At 33.3% G+C, this 19,177-nt stretch carries 14 protein-coding genes; 7 read left to right on the forward strand and 7 right to left on the reverse strand.

Features of this window, described 5'->3' with window-relative positions; genetic code table 11:
• Positions 1-3: 3 nt before the first annotated feature.
• The 5 genes from IPJ91_01175 to IPJ91_01195 all read right to left on the reverse strand — a co-directional run bounded on the left by IPJ91_01175 (position 4) and on the right by IPJ91_01195 (position 9,814).
• On the reverse strand, positions 4-3,192 hold the full coding sequence (locus tag IPJ91_01175; GenBank protein ID QQR93752.1) for a leucine--tRNA ligase: 3,189 nt from the start codon (positions 3,190-3,192) through the stop codon (positions 4-6).
• Positions 3,189-3,563 (reverse strand): hypothetical protein, encoded by a 375-nt coding sequence (locus IPJ91_01180; GenBank protein QQR93753.1) that lies wholly within the window; start codon positions 3,561-3,563, stop codon positions 3,189-3,191. The genes IPJ91_01175 and IPJ91_01180 overlap by 4 nt, the downstream gene beginning before the upstream one ends.
• Positions 3,564-3,585: 22 nt before the next feature.
• On the reverse strand, positions 3,586-4,122 hold the full coding sequence (locus IPJ91_01185; GenBank protein ID QQR93754.1) for a hypothetical protein: 537 nt from the start codon (positions 4,120-4,122) through the stop codon (positions 3,586-3,588).
• 11 nt (positions 4,123-4,133) lie between these two features.
• On the reverse strand, positions 4,134-4,391 hold the full coding sequence (locus IPJ91_01190; protein QQR93755.1) for a hypothetical protein: 258 nt from the start codon (positions 4,389-4,391) through the stop codon (positions 4,134-4,136).
• 386 nt (positions 4,392-4,777) lie between these two features.
• Positions 4,778-9,814 (reverse strand): hypothetical protein, encoded by a 5,037-nt coding sequence (locus IPJ91_01195; GenBank protein ID QQR93756.1) that lies wholly within the window; start codon positions 9,812-9,814, stop codon positions 4,778-4,780.
• 519 nt (positions 9,815-10,333) lie between these two features.
• On the opposite strand from IPJ91_01195, the gene IPJ91_01200 reads away from it, so the two are divergent.
• Both IPJ91_01200 and IPJ91_01205 read left to right on the forward strand, forming a co-directional pair.
• Complete coding sequence (locus IPJ91_01200; GenBank protein ID QQR93757.1) at positions 10,334-11,176, forward strand: CPBP family intramembrane metalloprotease; 843 nt, start codon at positions 10,334-10,336, stop codon at positions 11,174-11,176.
• 26 nt (positions 11,177-11,202) lie between these two features.
• Positions 11,203-11,655: an RNA methyltransferase gene (locus IPJ91_01205; GenBank protein ID QQR93758.1), complete on the forward strand. Its 453-nt coding sequence runs from the start codon at positions 11,203-11,205 to the stop codon at positions 11,653-11,655.
• 26 nt (positions 11,656-11,681) lie between these two features.
• Here IPJ91_01205 and IPJ91_01210 read toward each other — a convergent pair whose 3' ends face one another.
• Entirely contained in the window at positions 11,682-12,392 is a 711-nt protein-coding gene (locus IPJ91_01210) for a class I SAM-dependent methyltransferase (GenBank protein ID QQR93759.1), read from the reverse strand.
• 45 nt (positions 12,393-12,437) lie between these two features.
• Between IPJ91_01210 and IPJ91_01215 the strand changes: the two genes are divergently transcribed.
• Positions 12,438-14,297, forward strand: coding sequence for a tRNA uridine(34) 5-carboxymethylaminomethyl modification radical SAM/GNAT enzyme Elp3 (locus tag IPJ91_01215; protein ID QQR93760.1), 1,860 nt, complete (start codon positions 12,438-12,440; stop codon positions 14,295-14,297).
• On the opposite strand, the gene IPJ91_01220 is transcribed toward IPJ91_01215, so the two are convergent.
• Positions 14,280-15,131, reverse strand: coding sequence for a site-specific integrase (locus tag IPJ91_01220; protein ID QQR93761.1), 852 nt, complete (start codon positions 15,129-15,131; stop codon positions 14,280-14,282). The genes IPJ91_01215 and IPJ91_01220 overlap by 18 nt on opposite strands.
• Before the next feature lie 130 nt (positions 15,132-15,261).
• Between IPJ91_01220 and IPJ91_01225 the strand changes: the two genes are divergently transcribed.
• The 4 genes from IPJ91_01225 (at position 15,262) to IPJ91_01240 (ending at position 19,068) form a co-directional block, all read left to right on the forward strand.
• A complete protein-coding gene (locus IPJ91_01225; protein ID QQR93762.1) occupies positions 15,262-15,951 on the forward strand; it encodes an amino acid racemase in 690 nt (229 codons plus the stop codon).
• Positions 15,952-16,224: 273 nt separating this feature from the next.
• Positions 16,225-16,698: a hypothetical protein gene (locus tag IPJ91_01230; GenBank protein QQR93763.1), complete on the forward strand. Its 474-nt coding sequence runs from the start codon at positions 16,225-16,227 to the stop codon at positions 16,696-16,698.
• A 368-nt stretch (positions 16,699-17,066) separates the two neighbouring features.
• Positions 17,067-18,269, forward strand: coding sequence for a hypothetical protein (locus IPJ91_01235; GenBank protein ID QQR93764.1), 1,203 nt, complete (start codon positions 17,067-17,069; stop codon positions 18,267-18,269).
• 352 nt (positions 18,270-18,621) lie between these two features.
• Entirely contained in the window at positions 18,622-19,068 is a 447-nt protein-coding gene (locus IPJ91_01240; protein ID QQR93765.1) for a hypothetical protein, read from the forward strand.
• The last annotated feature ends 109 nt before the right edge of the window (positions 19,069-19,177 follow it).

A 19,177-nucleotide genomic window follows, 5' to 3' on the forward strand; every position in this document is an offset into this window, starting at 1 on the left:
CATTTAAATAACTATACTAACAATTCTACCTTTGACATAGATAAACTTTTTGATTTCTACCCCTTGCAACCATTTAGCTATATTCATATCTTGCATAACTTTTTCCTTCAAACTTAATTCGTCATCATCTACACTCAACTCAAGCTCTCCCCTTAGCTTTCCATTAACTTGTACACCTATTACCATCTTCTCTTCAGATATAAGTTTCTCATCCCAAGTTGGCCAATTTGTTTGATGAATACTAACCTCTTCAGTCTCGCTTAGATCAACAGATTCCACAGAAGAAGCAATATTAATTGTTAAATTATTGTATATTTCATCAGTTATGAATGGTGCAAACGGTGCAAGTAATTTCATGTAAGTCAAAAAGTCATCAATTGAAATAGTCATACCTTCTTGTTCAATCAAGTTTTGGAACTTCATAAACTCAGCAACACAAGTATTGAATTTCAATTCCGGAATGTTTGTAGTTACATACTTGATCAATTTCTGTAATTCTGCTTTGACTTTTGGAGTTGAGACATAGCGTACCATTTTAATGACTGGCAAATAATGAACATTATCTTTCAACATATACTTGTCTTCTCCACATTCTACAAACCCGAATTTTCGGTAAAGGTTAATCGCATTGTTTCCACTAACTACCTCAAGATACAAATCATGAATTGCAAATTTAGTTATTATAACTTCCATAGCAACACCTCCAATTCCTTTAGCTCTAAAATCTCTATCTATGTATAGAACTAGTTTCCTATGTTGATTTTTATCTTGAGATAGAAAGCTACTTAACCAACCTATAACTTTTCCTTCTGATTTAATTGTTAAACTGATTTTTCTGTTGGAATTTGCAAACCTTGGAATAATGTTTGTTAAATCGGTACTTTCATCAGGAACTATCATTCCTTGAATATTTTTTAGAATTTCTATATCAATTCCAGTTTCAGGACTTATATTATTATCATACCAACCTTCAACTTGAATTCTTCTGGCATCTCTAATTTCAGATTCTTTTATTGATTCAAAAGTTAAATTATATTTTTGAATTACTTCTTGAGCCTTTTCTGAATAACTATCTTTGACATTAGTATTTCCCAATTGTTCAGCAAAATTCCAAACTCTATCAATATATCTTCTCACTCCAACTACGGTTTCTTCGCTCCAATTCTTGCTTTGCTCAAGCGGACCCATAAACATTTCATAAACACGCAATGTATCAGCACCATACTTCTCACAAACTGTGCTAGGATTCACGATATTTCCCCATCGCTTGCTCATCTTTCTACCATCAGGACCTTGAATCATGCCTTGATGTCTCATTTTATAAAAAGGTTCGGAATAATTTATCAATCCTTTGTCAAAAAAGTATTTCGTAAAAAACCTAGAATACATCAAGTGCAAAACTATATGCTCTGGACCAATCATATATAGATCTGTTGGTAACCAAGCATTACAAAGTTCACTATCAAAAGCCTTTGTATCGTCATTTACTGACATATATCTCATATAATACCAGCTTGAATCTATAAATGTATCGAGAGTGTCAAATTCAAATCGAGAGCCTACTCCGTAAAGTTCTTCAGCTAATTTTTTGTAACTTTCTGAATATGCAATTGGAGATTCTCCAGTTGGTTTAAATTCAACATCAGTTGGAAGTTTGAGTGGTAAATATTTTTCATCAACTGGTTTTACAAAGTATTTTTTACCATCAAATGTTACTTCTTTGAGTTCATTATAATCTTTGTTTTGGGAATTATCCTCAGTGACAGGAATGTAAACTATTGGAATTGGACAACCCCAATATCTTTGTCTTGAGATCAACCAATCACGAAGTCGATAAGTTATTTTTGTGCTACCTATTCCAAGTTTTTCAAATTCTTTTATAATCCTTTTTTTAGCTTCAGGAACAGTTAGTCCATTCAATATATCTGAATGGATCAATCTTGAATTTTCATCATCTGTCAAAAATGGAAGTTTCTCACACCTATCAACTTCACACTCACAATTATCCTTGCAGTTATTACAATTAGGATTATTACAGCCGAGATTTCCTTTTGCATCTATTCGTTTTATGACCTGAACTATATCACATCCGTATTTTGTTGCAAACTCAAAATCTCTTTCATCATGAGCAGGCACTGCCATTATGGCTCCGGTTCCATAAGTATTTAGTACATAATCTGCAACAAATATGGGAATTTCAGCTTTTGTCATTGGATTTATAGCCTTTATACCTTTCACTTCAACTCCTGTTTTTTTTATTTGAGATTCTCTTTCCAGTTGAGATTTCAACTTTGCTTGATTTTTATAATCTATAATGTCTTGATTATTAGTTATAAAATCTTGCATTTCAACGAGCATAGCATGCTCAGGAGCAATTACCATAAAAGTTGCTCCATAAATTGTATCTGGGCGAGTCGTGAAAACTTTGAGAGTATTTCCATCGTTAGAACCTTCCGCTTCCGTCACCTTCCTAGAAGGAAAGATTTGAAACTCAACTTCTGCACCTTCAGATCTGCCTATCCAGTTCTTTTGTGCAGCTTTTGTGCTCTCTGGCCAGTCAACTTCATCCAAATCTTGGTAAAGTCTTTCAGAATAATTCGTTATCTTCATAAACCATTGTTCCATATCTTTTTGAAGAACTAAACTTTCACATCTTTCACACTTTCCATTTATAACTTGTTCGTTTGCGAGGACTGTTTGACAGCTAGGACACCAGTTTACAGGAGCATTTGCTCTATATGCTAAACCATCTTTGTACATTTGCAAGAAAATCCATTGAGTCCATTTATAGTAGTTTTCCCAATGAGCAGCAAGTTCATGAGTTTCCCAGTCTGTAGAGAATCCGACCAAATCTAGTTGCCGTTTGAAATTACTTATGGCTTCTTGTGTTGTTGTATTTGGATGAATACCAGTTTTTATAGCATAATTCTCGGCAGGTAGCCCAAAACTATCCCAACCAATGGGCAATATTACTTCTTTGCCACGCATTCGTTCAAACCTAGCTAAAATATCAACCGGATTGAAGCAATACATATGACCTACATGTAGTCCATAACCAGAAGGATAAGGCAAGGCAACAAGTGCATAATATTTATCTTTTTCTGACTTTAGGTTTGGCTTATAAAGTCTTTGTTCTTTCCAAACTTCTCTCCATTTGGAGTCAATTTGTTGGTGTGGGAATTTGTTTGTCATGTTGATTTAATTGTTGTTTCAAAGGATTGAGTGATTTTTTGCCAAAATTTTTCAATAGTAGTTGTTTGATCTGATATTTCGAAATAAAAACCTACTTCATCGTTATGAAGCTTTATAAACTTTGCATCAGAGGCAAAAACTTCCCTGTTTAGCTTGTCAAAATCTTCTATAGTAGTAATTTGTTTAAAAGTATCTTTTACTATACCAAGGTCGTCAAAGTTATTGTTCAAAGTTTGTTGCATAATACTTACTATTTCTTTTGATGTGCAGCCAATTATTGATTTCATCTTTTGCTTTTGGCCCATAGTTGTTCGTATATAAAAAGATGGTTTTGGAGTAATGATTTTTTGAATTTTTTCTAATATACTCATATTGGTAATGTAAAAACTTAATTTATAAATATTGCAAAATCTCAGCTAAATTCTCTGGAGCATTAAAACCCTTGCACATGTAAGCATCGGATGGAGGTGGTATCCAATCTGAGGATGTTACTTCAAGCTTTTGCATTTTACCTTCAAAGTATAAAACTGCACAATCAGTATTCCACATCTTTTCTCCAAGAGTGAAGACTACATAAGAATTATCATCTTGCTTTTCACTACTATTATTCTTAGCAAGATATTTACTCTCTTTTATCAGTTTAAGTTCAGAAATTTTCATATCGTTGTTTAGATTAGACTTAAGAAATACTCTTATACTGTCAAAATAATCTTGATAATAACTGCTTGGATCTCCAGTGCCTTTCGCATACAGAGAAACTTTCTCTACTTCATTTGCCAACACAAAATTACTTTTGTCAAAGTTTGGTATGCCAATTTTGTTTTCAGTATCAAACAGACTAGAAGTTAATATTCGTATAATTATATATATGATGATGATAATTAGTATGAAAATTATTACTATCAAAGTTGCTATTCGTGATTTGCTCATGTGTTAAAGAGTCACTTAGTTAATATTTGGACTAAAGATACTAGTGTAATAATGATCCAACAAATATTTATAACTATCGGTTGTGGATTCTTGTCTTTCAATGTATCAATTATTATTCCTGTACTTGCAGTAACATTCAAGAAAATAGCTAGTAGTACAAGTGGAATTTGTTCAAATTTGTTCGTGATAAGCCAGCTGTTGATAGTGTAAGCTGTCAAAGTTGCAATTACTCCATACCAGCCAGCTATTTCAGTTAGTTTGTTGTTCAATATATAAAAAATACCCTGAAATACATATCCTAAACTAAATTTAGAACATATACTCCAGGGTTGAAAATTTAATAATATTTCCAAGGTACCACCCTTAGTTTGAGATCAGTATTTAAAATTAACAATCAAATTCACCTTTCCAAATTGAAAGTAACTTGTCTCACTTGAAACTCATTTTTGTATTCTGAGTTTGTATATTTGTTTTACAAGTAATTTACTTAAAGCTTGTCAGAGTCTAATAAGTTATGTCTAACCTTTCTTTCTGAACTAAAATTCGGCGAGTTTCCCATTTATTCTATCTTGTAAAAACTACAACATAATTATTCATGGCCTCCGAAAGTGTGCTTATTATAACAACGATATAAAATATATGTCAAACTTTTTTTCTATAATTTAAACAAAGGGTTTAGATAAAGGAAAATAACATTTCTCTTTCCAGTATCAGCTAGTTTTATCTCAAATTGAACTGGAGTAGGATCATTCAATCTGTTAGGTAAAATATTACCTGAATTGGTTCTATTATTCAGGTCATCTGGTTGATCCGTTCCCACATTATTGTTATTTCCATTGTAACCACTTTGATTTTCTGTATTATCATCTGAAATATCAATTACGGTCTCACTCAGATCAGAAGTGCCTTTTATTGTTGCAGAATTCCAAAATACACTTCTACTAGTACCCACAATCTTGAGATCAAGAGTAATGATTATAACTCCCTCTTCTAATATCCCTAAACTATCTGTACCAATCAAAACATTGTCATCTGTTACTCCGTCGTAAAGAGAATTTATTTGAAAATTATTATCAGTCGTTGCGACAACATTACTTATTTCTATTGGTACTGGGAAAGCTAATCTCAAGTTATCTTTAACTTGTAAGTTATGCAACTTCATATTTCCCACATTTTTGAATCTTAATTCATATTTAATTTTGAATTGATTCGAACCTAAATCAGTCGAGGATATCAGTTTCTTAAGCAAACCTATCTTAGGACTTGAAACCATTGCATTCGCAGGATCATCTGAAGATATACTATCAGGAACCGTACCATCAGTAAGTGGGGATGGTGTTGCTGTAACAACTCCTGTATTTGTATGCTGACCATTTTCTGGAGCTATTAGTGTAGCTGTACAAATCATGCTCTCCATAGGTAGTAATATAGTTTTGGGGCAGTTGATCTCACTAGTATTTATATGAGTGTCAGAAACTACAATATCATTCAATGTTATATTACCAATGTTAGTTACTTCAAATGTAATTTCCATCAAGGTTCCGGCACTGATATATATTCCAGGTTCTACATTAGCGTCTTCACCATTTATTCTTTTGATAATGTTTATAGCTGGATTGATAGATAATGCATTCGCAGGATCGCTGTCACTAATAGGTGACGGATGTAAGTTGTTAGGTGTAGGTGATGGAGTTCCCATTACAGTCCCACTATTGGTATGCTGAATACCACTTGCTGGAGATGTGAAGCTCGCAGTACATGTCATGGTTCCACCCACAGCAAGTACATTGCTAGGACAATTGATTTGAGAAGTAGCAATCATGTCATCTGCTATGACTATATGGTTTAGTTGAACATTGCCAGTATTTGCAACTTGATACTCGATAGTTAAAGGAGTGTTCGGTAACACGTAAATTCCCGGAGTAATATTTGCGTCATTACCATTTATCAACTTGATTAAACTTATTCCAGGTAATGCTGGTACAAATGCATTTGCTGGGTCAGAATCAGTAACATTTGCAGGCTGATTCCCATTTGGCAATGTAGGGGGTGTGCCGGTGACATTTGCAATATTTGTATGTTGCCCTGCATTATTAGGTAAAGTAAATACACTAGTACATGTTATAGATTCTCGAGGAATCAATGTAGTTTTGGGGCAGCTAATATCTGATTCGCTTAATACATTATCTTCAAGAAGAATATTATTTAAAATTGTATTTCCTGTATTTGTAATTTCAAATGTAATGTTTAGCTGAGAACCACCTTCGTAAGATAGTCCTGGAGTAGAATTTGCATCATCGCCATTTATCCTTTTGACGACTGAAATGCTAGGACTGCTACCTACAAATCCAGCATCAATAGTTATATCTGACTCACCGATATCCAAAGTAATAACTTGGCTTATACCATTTGCAAGTGAAGCATCTGAATCTTCAGTGTCATTACCAGTATTTGGATAAGTATAAGTATAACCAGCTGGTGGCGTGAATCTTATTTTATAATCTCCATGTACTAAATTTTCAAATAAATATAATCCATCATTCCCAGTGACAACAGAATCAATAACTGTATTATTTATATCTATCAGCTCTACAAGTACTCCAGCTAATGGTAATTCCCCGCTATCGATTATCCCATTAAAGTTACTATCAACCCAAACATAATCTCCAATTTCTCCAAGAAGCACTTGAACAGAAACATTATTTGATACCGCAGGTAAAGCAAGTCCGCTTGCCCTAAGTATAAATTGATTTGTGAAAATATCACCATTCATATTTGGAGAATTAGTCTGAGGCTTCATAACTAATTTGTATATAGAACTATCACCTCCATTTAGTAAACCAGTTTGAATTCTTAACCCGGTTACTTCATTTAATGTAGCTGGACATCCTATATTTCCAAATTGCAATTGAGTACACCAAACAATGGCTGGGTTGATAGAGATCGGATCAAGGTCATTAGGTAGTGACAGGGTGCTTCTGTCATGTTTCGTGAAGAGTATGTTTGTAGGAACAACTCCTGACTCGTAAGATATACTTTGTAGTATAGTTGTTCCATGATAATTTGTAGCAGGTGTTCTCTGATCTCCGTTCCAAGGAAGCCAATCTATAAGATCAGTACTAGGTACAGGATTTTGACCCGGATTCGTCATGCCCAACGAAAACTCAATTGTATCTAATGGCTCAACAATTGGCTTGATTGTTGACTTTTCAACTGCAAATGCAGATGTGTTTATAACTTGTAATGTAGCCGTTGATGTTCGCCAAGATTCCATAGAAGGATCATTCTCGGCAGATATTAGGGCACTATTTGTTTTCATAGTTCCACTAGGAATCAAATTGCTGATGTCAGTCCTGAAAGCAATAAATTTGAATAGTTTACCAACTTCTACATCCCCATAGTTCCAAGTGAGAGTACTAGTACCATCAACATTGTAAGTAATGCTAGGTTCGCAATTTATAGGTGCTATTTGAAAAACCATTGATATAGGTAAGTTGCATAAAGCTGTTCCGGGTATATAAGCTATCCCTTGTGGTAAGGTATCTGTCAGTACCACATTTTGTGCAAATCCAGGTGGAGTAGCACCCATAGATTCAGTGTTTGGCCATAACATCCAGAATGCCTCTTGGTCTGTTGTCAATGTATCATCTTTCTTAGCACTATCTGTTATAGTCTTATTCACACGAACTTTTGCACCTACTACAGTAATTCTGTCACCAAGACCATTTCCAAGTGCGGTATCAACATTATAGTTGCTGTCAATCCAACCTCCATTTACAGGTTGCCATTGTAATGCAGCGTCTTTAAACCCAAAGTGATTGGCAACTTTTTGATTTAAGGGGGCAGTAGACTTCACGATATAAGGGACTTCTAAAACGAATGAAGCATTGCTGACTTGTTCTTGATAATTTAATTGTTCAGCAATGGTATAATCTTCGGTAAATAGAACTCTAATTTTTGTAATTGCAGCACTACCACCGGGTACAGAACCTAAATCCGAGTACCATAATCCATCAGTTGACTGATTATTTTCGCAATTTGCTGACATTATAGCACTGTCATTAGCCCAATTTATACCTACTCCATTTACTCCTCCTGTGCCATATTGAACTATGACATCAGTGAAGCTATCTAGTAGGGACGGATTGTCTACATGTACTATTGCTCCTTCAGCAGTATGGCCTGATATTGGGTAGACCTCTACATATCTATTATCGATTTTGGTACATAACATACTACCGGCAATATAAGTCATTTTTCCATTTGGATAAAAAATATTTTTGCTAGAATACAATCCACCTCTTGGAACAACACCATCTCCAGATGCATCTGTCGAACCAACGGGCACAATACTCGATAGATAACCAGCGGTTAAGTTACCATCACTGATCAAATTTGCAGTGCTAATATTATCAACATATTTATAATCTCTTTTGGCAACTATACCACCTGGAGGTAATGTAATTACATTTACATATCCATTTTCTGAACCATACAAAGAAGTATTAAGTGTATCTTCATTTGTTAGACCTGTTCCTGGATCACCAGCTCCACCAAAGTTAGCATTGCCTGAGTTTAAGCCAACCGGACTAAAGTTTTCAAACATATTCAATACATTTGCAAGTTCATAGTTACCAGTTGATGGATTGATATTTAGATCAGTAAATGGTATAAATATTGCTATATAGTCAGAAACAATCCACATGTCATTGCTTGAAAGAGTATTCCCGTTTTTTGCAACAGTTGGAAATGTAGAAGGATTTGTATGAGTACTAGAAATTGATATGTTGATAATTTGTGCATCTCCAAGACTAGGAGTACAAGTAATTGTACCTGAATCTTCGACAGCATTTGTCGCAGTTGATCCTGAGTAATTGCCAATCTTGCCAAATGGAAAATATTGGACTTGAAAAGTACTTACGCCACATGCATCAAGTTCTGCATTGGGGCTAATTCCTGAAATATCATCTGTAAATGTCATTGGTAATTGAGGTATTTCTGACCCAGGTTTCAATTTGACACCTATTCCATAGTACCAAAGTGTTCCAGCTACGCCATCTTTCAACTTTGTACCTCTATATTCTATACTTCCTTTTTGTAAATCAATTTTAGGTGTAGCAGTTCCTGTTACTGTAGGTGCTGATGCAGTTGTGACATGCGTTGCTCCTGTAGCTGATGCAGTACCAGTTAAAGTAATAGTTGTCCCCTCAACTATACTAGGTAAAGCGCGCACATTACCGTATACAGAAGTAATTTCACCGGTGTTTCTAATCCCAGTATTGCATATCAATATTGACTGAGTGTTTATGCCATCTCCAGTTAATGAGCCTCCTGAACCAAGATTACACCCTACAGGTATTTCCGTCCAAATATATCCTAGTGGTAGTGGATTTAATGTAGCAGTTAGATTTGCATAAGGTTCTTGAGTACTACCCGTCGAATCAACTAAGTTTAAATCAATTTTATATACTATAAGTTGTCCAGCACGTACTCTGTAATTGTTTGCTGAACTATCGTTTCCAATTAAATCATCTATGTCAAAAGGAGAATTGCCATCATACTCAACAGATATAGCAATACCAGCCGTTGTCGTTGAACCATCAGCAGTAATCTTTTCGTTTAGTTTACTTGATGCAGTGAAAAAGACGGTTACAATAATCAAAATTAGTGCTGTGATTTTAATTAGTTTCATATAGGCAATTGTTGAGGTGTGGCTAAAAGTATTTGCTTTATTTTAAAAGATATTTGATGCAATATCAAGTAATGAACTTTCTGTATAAGTTCATTGTTAAATTTGATAAGCTAAAATTGACAAGAGGTTGATTAGGGTTCCTTGATAATTTAACAATGTAATACTAAGTGTATTGCAGTTGTCGTTAAAACTTATATTATGGTTTTTTGAATAATTCAACTCATGTCAGAACTCTTGCTTTCAAATATTATCAAATCAAAAGTTTGATAACAATGCGCAATTCAATTGTTTTGATGACCATAGAATGATTTCTCTGTTACAAATGATCTATCAAGTTATCACAAGACAGTAAATAATTTTTGGTCTACACTTTTTAATATTAAATTATTATTTGTCCTATTTTCATTTTTAACTGAAAGTTTTTTGTCCGAAAATAATCGAACTATCAATACATTTTTTACCTTCAAAAGCAGGTTTTTGCAATTTGAATTATCAAGCTTTTGAATATATAATGTTGCTATGAAACAAGAATTCAGTTTTTTTAAGGATTTTTTTGTCAATATATTTAGACCGAAGAATTTAATGCATAATGTAGAATTCAGTTCTATGTCTGAAAAGTTATTGAAATTTTCAGGCACATTTTTCTTGGGGCAGTTTATTACGTTTTTTGTTGCAGTGTTTCAACTAACAGCCTTGGCAATTATAGCTTTTATAGCGAACTTTGAATTTCAAAATCAGTTATCTATTCGAAATGATATTTTTGGTGATCCTAGCCGACTTTTAAACGACATAATAATTCTTTTGTTAGGATTATTGTTTATTGTAATTATTGCTCCAATTTTTGAGGAATTAATCTTTAGGCTACATCTGAAAAATGATAAAACTCAACAAGCAATTTCATTTGCATTATTTGTTAGTTACTTTTTAATACCTATTACAGGTGGGTTTCTCTTCAAAAGATATACTTCATTAAGTCAAACAAACATAAGTATAATAATCTTATTAGTAGGCATATTAACATTTTTGTTTTTATTTGTTTTTTTAAAGTACATTTTTTTTGATCTTAAATTTGTAAATTCATTTATTACAAATTTGTATACAAAGTATTTCTTTGTGCCTTTTTATTTGTCGGTGATAATATTTGGGCTTATACATATTTTGAATTATAAGCCAATGCCATGGTATTTATATTTGTTTATACCGATAATTACTTTGACGCAGCTGTGGTTAGGATATTTATTTGGATACATCAGAATGAGATATGGAATGATTTATTCAATCGTAGCTCATGTGCTACACAATTTTGCAATTGTAATTGTAATTGGCACATTGGTGGCATTTTTGGAGCTACTAATTACTTGAGTAGTTAGCTAAATATATGAAATGATATGAAGAAAATTGAAGTAATTCTTGATAACATAAGATCTCTTTATAATGTTGGGTCAGTATTTCGAACCAGCGATGGGCTGGGAATTTCAAAGCTTTATCTTTGTGGAATTACTGCAACTCCAGAACATCCAAAGTTAGCAAAAACTTCACTTGGTGCAGAAAAATCTGTAAGTTGGGAATATCATAAAGATGTGCTTGAATTAGTTAATAATTTAAAGTCAGCAGAAAAAAGAATTATTAGTATAGAAACTGGAGAAAGTGCAGTTGAACTTAATAAGTTTCAGTTTAGGGATGATGATGTTTTGGTCTTTGGTCACGAAGTAGATGGTGTGAATAAAGAAGTTTTAAAGTTATCCAATTATATAGTGAAAATTTCAATGCAAGGTATGAAAGAAAGTTTCAATGTAGGAAGTAGCTTTGCAATTGTTGCGTATGTTGCGATGAAAAATTAGATCTTCCTTAAAAATATCAATTAAATTCAAGAAGTAATACTACTTAAAATAAAGTATCTATTCCAATCCATTTCAAACTCTTTCTCAATTTGAAAATTATTTACTACAAAGTATTTCTCGATATCTTCCTCTTCCCACTTGTAACAAATCCTTTCAGCTTCATTATTTCCAAAAGCCAGTTTATATAGATTTGGACTTATTTCAATTGCTTTTTTCATAAGTCTAGGTATTTTCCAAAACTCCCAAAAACTAAGTATAAGTAATGTGCCATTTTTTGAATGATTTTTGATATTTTTGAAGAAATTGTCCCTCGCTGTTTCACTTTCTAAATGATGTGTAACTCCAAAACCAACTTTGATATCAAACTTCTGATCTTGCAATATTTCCCAACTTTCCGAAGTGAAATCTTGTTTAAGAAATTTAACATTTGGTAAATTAAATTTTTCTTTTGAAATCTCAAGCAAAGTGTCAGAATAATCAATTCCTGTATAATTCTCAAAACTAATATTATTATCAATCAAAAAGTTCAGAAATCTACCGTTTCCAGATCCAATGTCTAGTATATTTTTATTCATTCCTTGTGGAAGGTGGCTGAAAGTCGGAAGGGGTTTTGAAGTATCATCTGCTTGAATTATGTTAAAATAAGGCATCAATTCATACCAACCTTGCCATGGTGCATAACGGCTATCTGAAAATTCTTTTGCTGATTTTGGATTTAAATACAAATTATTTTTCATTCTGACTTAAACAAAACCCAACTTCATGAAATTATATCAGAACTTTTGAGCCTACTTGAGAAAAACGAACTAGATACTGCGAGTTATATCAAAATAGTTAGAAAATATAGTCGAGATGGAAATTCAACATTCAGCAAAGATGACATATTGAAAGAAATTGATGTATTGCTAAGGGTAAAAGGTGAATATTGCTTCCTTGGGGAAGCTGGCGAGCGAAGCGAACCTGAAGGGGTTTTGAAAAACGAATTAGAATCTCTCAAATCTGCAATCAAACTCAAACCAATGCGAACTGAATCAGGAGTTACTACAGTTACGGTTCTGACTAAACCTTATGCTTGCCCTGGACAATGTATATTTTGTCCAAATGATGTTCGGATGCCAAAAAGTTATATCGCAACTGAACCTGGAGCTCAAAGAGCTCTGATGTTCAGGTTTTCTCCATACGCTCAAGTTTGGAATAGACTTAAAGCTTTGCAAAATATAGGTCATCCAACCGACAAAGTCGAAATGCTTGTACTTGGTGGAACTTGGACGAGTTATAAAGAAGATTATAAACTATGGTTTACTTACAATCTTTTCAAGGCTATGAATGATTTTGGAGATGGAATTTGTGATGAGAGGTTAATGACAAAGCAAGATATAAGTGAGATATTTGAAAATGATTTTAATGATGATATTAGGAAAAATTACTCCTTCACATGGGAAGGTGTCCAGCAAAGCAGGACAGAAGGGGTTAACTCTTTAATTGATAAAAGTAAAACTAATTTTATTGAATACAACAAACTTCTCCAAACTCAAGAATTTAAGGCGTGGGAAAAAGAAAATGTTGTTGCAGGAGATTTTATGAATTCTCCTACATGGGAAATTTTGTTTGAAGAACAAAATCGAAATTCGAAAGGTAAATGTAGATGCGTGGGTTTAGTTTTTGAAACTAGACCAGATAGAATTACACAAAAAGAAGTTTTGACTTTACGAAAACTTGGTGCTACAAAAGTTCAACTAGGAATTCAGATCCTAAATGATGAAATTTCAAGTTTGAATAAACGAGGTGAGAATATTGAAGATGCTATGAAAGCTTTTGAATTACTTCGACTTTGGGGCTTTAAAATTCATGTTCATATGATGCCAAATTTACTTGGTGCAACTCCAAAGCTAGACTTGGAAAGTTATAAGTTACTCGTTAATGATCCTCACTTTCTTCCAGATGAAATAAAAATTTACCCAACAAGTTTGATTGCAAATACTGAACTTGAGAATGAGTATAAAGCCGGAAACTGGAGACCTTATGAAACTCAAGAATTGGTTGAATTAATCGCTCAAATGATTGCAGAAACTCCAGAATATGTAAGGTTAACTCGTATTATTCGAGATATACCAAGTCAAGAAATTGAAGCTGGAAATAAACTTACTAACTTAAGACAAGTCGTTGAGAAGTATATGCAAGATAATGATATGCAAGATCAAAATATCAGAGCAAGAGAAATTAAACAGGAAAAAGTAACTTTTGTCGATTTGGAATTGAAAATAGTTGAATATCAAACTACAATTTCAAAAGAATTGTTTTTGGAATATGTAAAGCCCCCATTGAAAAAGGGGGGCAAGGGGGATTTTATTGCTGGGTTTTTAAGATTGAGTTTGCCTATTGATAATATTTCTGCCATGATTCGAGAAATTCATGTTTATGGTCCAAGTTTGGAAATTAGCAAAGATAGTTCTGGCGATGCTCAGCATCTTGGACTTGGGACTAAGTTGATTGAAAAAGCAAAAAAAATTGCGAAAGATTTGGGTTATAATAGCTTGAAAGTAATTTCAGCGATTGGAACTAGAGAATATTATGCCAAAAGAGGTTTTGAAATGACGGAAGATGGACTTTATCAATTGACAAAACTAAAAGTTAATTTCTAACCTATCAATTGGACTTTGAATTTTCCTTTTATGAGCATCAGTAATATGTGTATATATTTGTGTAGTTTTTATATTTTTATGACCCAATAACTCCTGAACCACCCGGATATCTATACCATTTTCTATCAAATGCGTTGCAAAGCAGTGCCTAAGAGTATGAACGCTCGCAGGCTTATTTACTTCGGAACTCAATAATGCATTTTTAAAAACTTCTTGTACACTTCTTACATTATACATTTCACCACTTCTTCCCTCAAAAATATATTTCTTAGGTTGATATTTTACATAATACTTTCGAAGCAATAATAAGATGTTCGAAGATAACATAACTTCTCTATCTCTATTACCTTTCCCTCCACGAATCAATATTGTCATCCTTTTGGAATCAATATCCGCTATTTCCATCTTCACTAGTTCTGATACTCGTAATCCTGCACTATAAATCAGGGAAACTATTGCCCGATGTTTTATATTTTTGATGCTTTGTATGATCTTCTTGATATCTTCCTCTGATAAAACAAATGGCAATTTATAAACTCGTCTATCTGGATAAATATAATCAATTTGAATTTCCAGTTTAAGTACATATTTATAAAATAATTTTATTGAGCTAATGATACCCTTCTGTGCAGACTGAGAAATATTCTGTTCATTAATTTTGTAGCAAATATATTGTAATACGTCACTTTCGGAAATGCTATTAATTTCTTTGTTTGCAAAATATTTGAGGAAGTCTTTGATATAGGAAGAATAAGCACGAATAGTATTTGGCGAGTATCTCTTTACCTTCAATATTTCGATGAACTTCGTGATTAGTGACTCTGGCGGATTCATAATACACTATTATAGCAAAAATATTAGTGTATAATCTAGTAAAGTTCGTATAACCTAGTGTTATATGACATATTTTGATGGCAATAAAAAACGAAGGTTTTAAAAACTTTTATTAAGATACAATATTATTATGAAAACAGTAGGAATAATTGGAGGTCTTGGACCAGAAACAACATCGGAATTTTACCTAGATGTAGTTTTTTCGTGCCAGAAAAAAGACAAAACTCATAGGCCTTCAATCATAATCGCCAGCGTCCCTTTGCCATACAAAATTGAAGAAGAAGCTATTGCTAAAAACATTGGATTTGAAAGAATACCTCCTTTTTTAATTGAAGAGGCAAAAAGACTAGAAAAAGCTGGTGCTGATTTTATTGTTATGCCGTGTAATTCTTTGCATGTTTTTATCAAAGAGATCAGGGACGCTGTCGATACTCCTGTTTTAAGTATCGTGGAAGAAACGGTAAAATTCCTCAAGAGAAATAATTTGAATAAAGTAGGCATTGTTTCTACTTCTGCGACGATTAAGAATAAATTATACGAGAATGCCTTCGCTGAGAATAAAATTGGTTACGAAACTCCAGACGATTTTCAACAAGCGAAAATGGGTAAATTTATTCTTAATCTTGTTACTGGAATGCAGAATAACAGAGATAGAGATGAACTTATTCAAATTATTTCTGATTTTGAAAAGAAAAATGTTGATTGTGTCGTGTTGGCATGCACAGACCTCCAATTATTAATCCCTCAACATCCATCCTTAAAGATATTCGACACAATGAAAATATTTGCCGATGCAACTGTTGAGGAATTATTAAAATAAAAGTTTTTAAAATTATTATAAAATTGCCATCAAAATACGCTAAAGCCCCACTGCGCTCTCGCTTCACTGCGTTACGCTCGGGTCATATAACACAGTATATGCGGTGAGAGCCTTGCAGGCTCTCACCCATATTCCGCTACAATTTTTAAAATGATAAAATAATGGTGTAGCGGAACATCGCATATACTGGAACGTTAGGCGAAATAATTCAAAATTAATTTAAAACTTTTTACTATGAAACATACTTTATTATTCTTAATCACTATAACAATTATGAGTATCTTTTTATCAGGCTGTAATAACAATTCGACGCAGAAAAATGAAGTTGATATTGTTTATCAAGCAATTAACATGATATCTTCCAATAATAATCTAGTTAATAAAACTCCTTCTGAACTGTATGAATTATTAAATTTAAGTAAAGATATTTACAAAATTACCACACACTCGCATTCAGAAAATTATCAAAATTTACAAATATCAGTAATTGATAAAAAGATTGGTGCATATGATTTAGCGAAAAAGATGAATATATCTAACGCTAATGCATATGAAGTGAATGCAGAACATTCGATATGGGTTATTGGAAGTAAAAATGAACCATTTGAATCATATAATGGATTAAATATCGATATTCATATTACCTATCCAAGTAAAAATTCAATTAAGGGTAGTTCATATTCTGGAAATACAGGAAGCCTCAAAAATACATATATTGATTACATATACATAAATATACCAGAATAAAAATTAATTTTGAATTACATCGCCTAACACTGAGTATCCGGTTCCACAAAATGGACTCAATAATAAAGATAAAGACTGTCCATTTTGTTCCACCCAAGTTTTTTGCCAACAAATATGCTGAAACTGAATGTCTTCCAGTAAATAAACAAAAGTGCTAGGATACACGTAAATACTGAGAAATCCGGCAAAAAACTTCCGATACTCAGAAACGTTATACGCAATTCAAAAAATATTTTTCTTATAGTAAGGAATTTTGACAGACTTTTAAAAAGAGGAATAAATTTGTTTTTTTATTTATGCTGATGGGGATAGCGGTATTTTCTCCGCTATCGCTCCGAAAATGGTTTATAATTTAACTAAACATAATTATGGGATTTGAAGATTACACTCCACCAATAGATGATATTAAAACTGGCATACAACCAGAAGTAACAGAAAGTGGTCCTAAACCACCAGTTTTGTCATTCAAAAGGAATAGTGATATTCACTTTGAAAGGTTTGGACAAACTTTTACATACGACAGTATTGCCCTTTATCAAGAGGAAGGAAATCTGGTTACTCTTGATAGTTTGGAAAAGCTACCTCCTTCCGTTTTGCTTCAAACTGTTCTGAATATTTCTCAAATGATTGAATTACAACAAGATATTAAGGCTTTTTCTGAAGGTGGGCTTGATATTGATGCGGCAGTAGAAAATGGCGAAGAAGTTTTAGCAATGCAATTTCAAGATATTAGAAAAGTTTTAGATGATTTGGCTTTTACCCAACAATTTTCAAAAGATGATCTTACCAAAATGCTTGACTATGTTTATGGAACCGGAAAGCCCAAGCCTTTCACTGAAGGATTATCGTCAGTACTTTTCGCCTCTGCTTTAGCATTTCAGAGAGAACTACTTTATTCAGCCATGGAATCTCGAAAAATGAGTTTAGAAGAAGCATCGGGAATCATTAGGAAACTTCCTTACGGAGGAACATTTTTGCTTGAGGGTGAACCAACGCTTAATGAGCTCTCGCAATTTTTTACTCAAACTGAAGACGAAGCTGAAAAGAACTTAGTCGTAGATCAGCAAGGAAGGTATTTTTTAGTCCAAGGAATGAGCAAAGATACTGGTGTTATAACATATAGAAGTTTCCCTGATTTGGTTGCAGATTATCATACGCACAGAATTGATTACCCTTTTTCCGCAGGAGATATTGGCGCTTATAAAGCTTTAGGTGACTCCAGAGATATTTATTCAATTACTTCTGACGAAGTAAGATTTTTCGTATGTAGTCCCAGTGGAATTTTTGAATTTGAAGGAAATTTGGAAGAAAATGTCTTTGATAAGCAGGACAGAAAAAATGATAGTGTAATGATTCCTTGCACTGTCATAAATGAAGATACAGGAGAACAAGCAAGTTTTGATGTTTATACTAATCATGCAATAGGAGAATCCGGTAGATTTATACAAGAACAAATGGAGAAAAAACCTAGACGACTAAGAATTGAACTTGAGAATGGTGATATTATTCGTTTTACTTCATGGGAGGAATTAAAGAGAGGTGATAAATTAAATTCAGATAATCATGAATAAATAAGGAGTTTTGGTTTTTTGGCATTCACCCCTAACCCCTCCGCCCAAAATCCAAAACAAAAAACAAATTTATGATTATTGAATAAAAAGCCTGTCAAAATGAAATTGAATGAAAAATATTTTTTGAACTCGCTCCTTTCAGTCGCGCCCCGCTGCGCTCTCCTCCCTTCGGTCGTCGGGGCGTATAACACAGTGTATGCGGTTCGGGGTTCGGCTCGCCCCTTACCCATATTTTTGCTCCCGTTGGTCGCAACTTCTCATATCCGCAAACGTTATATATAATTTGAATCAGGAATAAAAAGAAAATAATGTGAAGGTAAAAATTTATATAGATTGCTAATTCATCAATATTATGGACAAAAAAATCATAAATCATTACTTACAATTCGGCACATTTACTAACCCGGGCTGTTACAAAGAATTTCTTCAAAATCTTCCAGATGATGTCAAAGAACTGGGCAATTTAATCAGTCATCAAGTTATTCATCGCGTTACACTCAAAGAAGGCAACACAAAATCTAACAGGGATTTACGATATGGGGATATGAAAAGATATCCTTGGCATAGATTGAGATGTGAAGATGATATTTTGCCTACTACCGTTTCAATGATTGCAGAATTATTAAGATTTGATGACCGAGGGTTTTTGCCCGACAGAAAAGTTGAAAATAAAATTGTTGTCACCTGTCGTTTTGTGGCAATACTTATGGCTTCAATTTTAAAGTCAAAAGGTGTCCCTTGCAGAGTCCGTTCGGGATTTGCCCCCTATTTTTCAAAGGCAGTTGGGATCATTGGATAAATCAATACTGGGATAAAGATAAACAAAAATGGATTACTTTTGACGCTGATGGATTTTTTGACAGTACTATTGGTTTTGACCAGTATGATATGCCTGCGAAAAAGTTGAT

Source organism: bacterium, from assembly GCA_016699595.1.
Classification (GTDB): domain Bacteria; phylum Patescibacteriota; class Dojkabacteria.

Coding starts and splice junctions, on each gene's coding strand:
- IPJ91_01210 (QQR93759.1), bottom strand. CDS start 12,392: ATGAAAAATAATTTGTATTTAAATCCAAAATCAGCAAAAGAATTTTCA.
- IPJ91_01220 (QQR93761.1), bottom strand. CDS start 15,131: ATGAATCCGCCAGAGTCACTAATCACGAAGTTCATCGAAATATTGAAG.
- IPJ91_01175 (QQR93752.1), bottom strand. CDS start 3,192: ATGACAAACAAATTCCCACACCAACAAATTGACTCCAAATGGAGAGAA.
- IPJ91_01180 (QQR93753.1), bottom strand. CDS start 3,563: ATGAGTATATTAGAAAAAATTCAAAAAATCATTACTCCAAAACCATCT.
- IPJ91_01230 (QQR93763.1), top strand. CDS start 16,225: ATGAGTATCTTTTTATCAGGCTGTAATAACAATTCGACGCAGAAAAAT.
- IPJ91_01235 (QQR93764.1), top strand. CDS start 17,067: ATGGGATTTGAAGATTACACTCCACCAATAGATGATATTAAAACTGGC.
- IPJ91_01205 (QQR93758.1), top strand. CDS start 11,203: ATGAAGAAAATTGAAGTAATTCTTGATAACATAAGATCTCTTTATAAT.
- IPJ91_01195 (QQR93756.1), bottom strand. CDS start 9,814: ATGAAACTAATTAAAATCACAGCACTAATTTTGATTATTGTAACCGTC.
- IPJ91_01225 (QQR93762.1), top strand. CDS start 15,262: ATGAAAACAGTAGGAATAATTGGAGGTCTTGGACCAGAAACAACATCG.
- IPJ91_01185 (QQR93754.1), bottom strand. CDS start 4,122: ATGAGCAAATCACGAATAGCAACTTTGATAGTAATAATTTTCATACTA.
- IPJ91_01200 (QQR93757.1), top strand. CDS start 10,334: ATGAAACAAGAATTCAGTTTTTTTAAGGATTTTTTTGTCAATATATTT.
- IPJ91_01240 (QQR93765.1), top strand. CDS start 18,622: ATGGACAAAAAAATCATAAATCATTACTTACAATTCGGCACATTTACT.